At 64.8% G+C, this 4,340-nt stretch carries 4 protein-coding genes and 1 pseudogene; 4 read left to right on the forward strand and 1 reads right to left on the reverse strand.

Annotated elements, in window-relative coordinates:
* The 4 genes from BMY22_RS22770 to BMY22_RS22785 form a co-directional block, all read left to right on the forward strand.
* The coding region (locus tag BMY22_RS22770; protein ID WP_279626391.1) for an enolase C-terminal domain-like protein at positions 1 to 463 on the forward strand (463 nt) is incomplete at its 5' end.
* Between the two features lie 105 nt (positions 464 to 568).
* Positions 569 to 1,873 carry an MFS transporter gene (locus tag BMY22_RS22775; protein WP_090625587.1) on the forward strand — a complete coding sequence of 435 codons (1,305 nt, stop codon included), beginning with the start codon at positions 569 to 571 and terminating at the stop codon, positions 1,871 to 1,873.
* 48 nt (positions 1,874 to 1,921) lie between these two features.
* A complete protein-coding gene (locus BMY22_RS22780) occupies positions 1,922 to 3,244 on the forward strand; it encodes an MFS transporter (RefSeq protein ID WP_090625588.1) in 1,323 nt (440 codons plus the stop codon).
* Positions 3,244 to 4,179: a 2-hydroxyacid dehydrogenase gene (locus BMY22_RS22785; protein ID WP_090625590.1), complete on the forward strand. Its 936-nt coding sequence runs from the start codon at positions 3,244 to 3,246 to the stop codon at positions 4,177 to 4,179. The genes BMY22_RS22780 and BMY22_RS22785 overlap by 1 nt, the downstream gene beginning before the upstream one ends.
* Before the next feature lie 12 nt (positions 4,180 to 4,191).
* Here the strand turns inward: BMY22_RS22785 and BMY22_RS25485 are convergent.
* Positions 4,192 to 4,340 (reverse strand): annotated as a pseudogene (locus BMY22_RS25485) (IS4 family transposase); the annotation flags it as partial.

A 4,340-nucleotide genomic window follows, 5' to 3' on the forward strand; every position in this document is an offset into this window, starting at 1 on the left:
GCCGATCGCCCTCGGCGAGCGGCTGTTCTCGCGCTGGGACTTCAAGCGGGTGCTGGCCGACGGCTTCGTCGACATCATCCAGCCCGACCCCTCGCACTCCGGCGGCATCACCGAGACGCGCAAGATCGCGGCGATGGCCGAGGCCTACGACGTCGCCCTGGCGCTGCACTGCCCGCTGGGACCGATCGCCCTGGCCGCCAACCTGCAACTGGACGCGGTCTGCTACAACGCCTTCATCCAGGAGCAGAGCCTGGGCATCCACTACAACGAGAGCAACGACATCCTCGACTACCTGGTCAAGCCGGAAGTGTTCGCCTACCGCGACGGTTTCGTCGACATCCCCCAGGGGCCGGGCCTGGGCATCGAGGTCAACGAGACGTACGTGCGGGAGCGTGCCGAGGTCGGTCACCGCTGGCGCAACCCGGTGTGGCGCCATGCCGACGGTAGCGTCGCCGAATGGTAAGTCCGGTCGCGGCACACCGGCCCGTCTGAGCTCGCGGCTAGCCGCCGTTCCCCTTCACACCACAGACGCTCTCTGCTAACAGTCGGAGAGCGCAGGTCAAACGCCATGAACAACAACAATACTGCCGTGGCCTACGGTCAGGCCCCGTCGCGTTCGCGTTTCTTCATCATGTTGCTGCTGTTCGTCACCGTAGTGATCAACTATCTGGACCGCAGCAACCTCGCCATCGCTGCACCGCTGCTCTCCCAGGACCTGGGTATCGACCCGGTGAAGATGGGCCTGGTGCTCTCCGCCTTCGGCTGGACCTACGCCGCGATGCAGATCCCCGGCGGCTGGCTGGTCGACCGGGTGCCACCACGGGGGCTCTATGCCCTGGCCATCGGCCTGTGGTCGCTGGCCACCCTGCTGCTCGGCTGGGTCGGCAGCTTCGTCGGTCTGTTCTTCCTGCGTCTGGCGGTCGGCGCACTGGAGGCGCCGTCCTACCCGATCAACAACCGCGTGGTCACCACCTGGTTTCCGGAAAGCGAGCGCGCCTCGGCGATCGGCTTCTACACCTCCGGGCAGTTCGTCGGCCTGGCCTTCCTCACCCCGGTGCTGATCTACCTGCAGCAGGCCTTCGGCTGGCAGATGGTGTTCATCATCACCGGTGGCCTCGGAATGCTCTGGGCACTGGTATGGTACTGCGTGTACCGCGAGCCCGCCGATTTCCGCGCTACCAACGACGCCGAGCGGGAGCTGATTCGCGAGGGCGGCGGGCTGGTCGACCTGGGCCAGCGCAAGCGCCAAGACCAGCGCTTCGACTGGAAGGACCTGCTGTGCGTGCTTAACAAGCGCAAGCTCTGGGGCCTGTACCTCGGCCAGTACGCGCTGACTTCGACCCTGTGGTTCTTCCTCACCTGGTTCCCCACCTATCTGGTGAAGTACCGCGGCATGGACTTCATCAAGGCCGGTTTCCTCGGCTCGCTGCCGTTCCTCGCCGCCTTCTGCGGGGTGATCTGCTCGGGCTTGTTGTCCGACTGGCTGGTGCGCCGTGGTCTGTCCCTGGGCCTGGCGCGCAAGATCCCGATCATCGGCGGCCTTTTGATCTCCACCAGCATCATCGGCGCCAACTACGTCGACACGCCGAGCGCGATCATCTTCTTTCTCGCCCTGGCGTTCTTCGGCAACGGCCTGGCCTCGATCACCTGGTCGCTGGTCTCGGCGCTGGCCCCGGAGCGGCTGCTCGGCCTGACCGGCGGGGTATTCAACTTCATCGGCAACCTGTCCGCGGTCAGCGTGCCGATCGTCATCGGCCTCCTGGTGCAGGGCGACGACTTCACCCCGGCGATCACCTACATCGCCGCCATGGCCCTGCTCGGCGCGCTCTGCTACGGCGTGGTGGTGGGCAGGGTCGAGCGGATCCGAGAGTGAGTCGATTCTTCTTTCCAAATAAATAACGACAAACAAGAGGAGTTTTCGATGACATACGCAACACCGGGCGACAGCCTCCATGCCAGTACCATGGCACGGCTCAACCTGAAGCTCATTCCCTTCCTGATGCTGCTGTACCTGGTTGCCTACATCGACAAGGCGAACATCTCGGTGGCCGCCCTGCAGATGAACGCCGACCTCGGACTGACCACCCGGATGTACGGCATCGGGGTCGGGCTGTTCTTCGTGACCTACATCCTGCTGGAGGTGCCCAGCAACCTGATCCTCTCGCGGGTCGGCGCGCGCCGCTGGATCGCCCGCATCATGATCACCTGGGGTCTGGTGGCCGCCGTCATGAGCCTGGTGCAGAGCGCCAACCAGCTATATGCGATGCGTCTGCTGCTGGGGGCGGCGGAAGCCGGCTTCACCCCGGGCATCATCTACTATTTGGCGCAGTGGTACCCGCGCAGCGACCGGGCCCGGGCAATGTCGTTCTTTTACATCGGTGCGGCGCTGGCCTCGGTGATCGGCCTGCCGCTGTCGGGGGCCTTTCTGCATCTGGACGGACTGCTGGGGATGGCCGGTTGGCGCTGGCTGTTCTTGCTCGAGGGCATTCCGGCCGCGCTGCTCGGCGTAGTGGTGCTGCGCTATCTGCCGGAGTCGCCCGAGCATACCCACTGGCTCGACTACGCCCAGAAGAACTGGCTGACCCGCACCTTGGCAGCCGAGCGGGAAACCACGGCAATTTCCCACCACGATGCCTGGCATGTGGCCTTCCGCAGCCGCCAGGTCTGGCTGCTCAGCCTGTTCTGGCTACTGCAGGCCTTCGGCACCATCGGCATCACCCTGTTCCTGCCACTGATCGTGCAGTCGGTGTCCGGGCAGGGGGCCTTCACGGTCAGTCTGTTGTCGGCTTTACCCTTCCTATTTGCCTGCCTGTTCATGTACCTCAACGGTCGTCACTCCGACCTTTCGGGTGAGCGCGGCCTGCACCTGGGCGGACCGCTGCTGGGCGCCGGCCTTCTGCTGGGGCTCGCGGTGTTCACCGACAACCAGCCGCTGGCCTACGCGATGCTGGTATTCACCGTTGCCCTGAACTGGGCGGCGACCCCGGTGTTCTGGGCGACCACTACCGAGTACCTGTCAGGTCCGGCGGCGGCAGTATCGATCGCCCTGATCAACGCCATCGCCAATATCGCCGGCCTGGGACTGCCGCCGGTCATGGGCTGGATCAAGGACACCACCCACAGCTACGACTATGCCCTGCTGCTGGTGGCCTGTGCCCTGCTGGTCGGCGGTCTGCTGGGACTCTACCTGGGGGGTGGACAGGTCCGTCGCCTGGTCCAGGATTATTCTTCGAGGAGCCACTGATGAAGCCGAATGTGCTGAAGATTGCTCGCCTGCCCGATCTTCTGAGCGAGCGCCTGTACGCGGATTACCAGGTGTTGGAAGGGTCCGAGAGCGGTGCGGAGCTGGGCGCCACCGCTGCGGATATCCGTGCCCTGGTCGCCAATGGCGAATCGCGGGTGACCCGCGAGCTGATCGGGCGATTGCCCGCCCTGGAAGTCATTGTGGTGTTCGGCGTCGGCTACGACGGCGTTGACGTGCAGGCCGCCCACGAACGAGGCATTTCAGTCACCCATACGCCGGATGTGCTGACCGACGATGTCGCCGACTTCGCCATGACGCTGCTGCTGGGCATCGCTCGGCGCGTCGCCGTGGCTGATCGCTTCGTCCGCGAGGGGGCTTGGGCGGACGGGCCGTTTCCGTTCACCCGCAAGGTCAGCGGGGCGCGTCTGGGGATCGTCGGTCTGGGACGGATCGGTTCAGCCATCGCTCGCCGTGCTCTAGCATTCGATATGCAGATTGCCTATTGCGGGCGTCGGTCACGTCCGGTGGACTACCGTTACTTTGCCACCGTGCGTGAGCTGGCCGCGGAGGTGGATTTCCTGGTGGTCAGTGCCAACGGCGGGACGGACACCCACCACCTGATCGATAGCGCTGTGCTCGAGGCTCTTGGTTCCGAAGGTATCCTAGTCAATGTAGGGCGCGGCAGCGTGGTCGACGAGGCCGCCTTGGCCAAGGCCCTGGGTGAACACCGTCTGCTGGGGGCAGCCCTAGATGTGTTCGAGGATGAGCCTTGGGTGCATCCGGGGCTGCTTGGGCTGGACAATGTGCTGCTGACGCCCCACATGGCAAGCGCAACTTGGGCTACCCGTCGGGCCATGTCTAATTTGGTAGTGGCCAATCTGCAGGCCCACTTCGCCGGGCAGCCCTTGCCATCTCCGGTACCGGACAGCCACTGAAGGCCACCCCTTTCAAGGTCTTTTAGCTTTCGAGGCCTTGATGAGGCGGTCGGTGGAGACATGGGCGCGAGCCTCGCGGCATCGACCCAGGCCTTGGGCTTGTCCATCTTGGGGGCCGCGCTTGCTGGTGGCTACCTGGCTGGGCTTGATATGTCGTGCCA

This window comes from Azotobacter beijerinckii (genome assembly GCF_900110885.1).
Taxonomy (GTDB): domain Bacteria; phylum Pseudomonadota; class Gammaproteobacteria; order Pseudomonadales; family Pseudomonadaceae; genus Azotobacter; species Azotobacter beijerinckii.

Coding starts and splice junctions, on each gene's coding strand:
- BMY22_RS22780 (WP_090625588.1), top strand. CDS start 1,922: ATGACATACGCAACACCGGGCGACAGCCTCCATGCCAGTACCATGGCA.
- BMY22_RS22775 (WP_090625587.1), top strand. CDS start 569: ATGAACAACAACAATACTGCCGTGGCCTACGGTCAGGCCCCGTCGCGT.
- BMY22_RS22785 (WP_090625590.1), top strand. CDS start 3,244: ATGAAGCCGAATGTGCTGAAGATTGCTCGCCTGCCCGATCTTCTGAGC.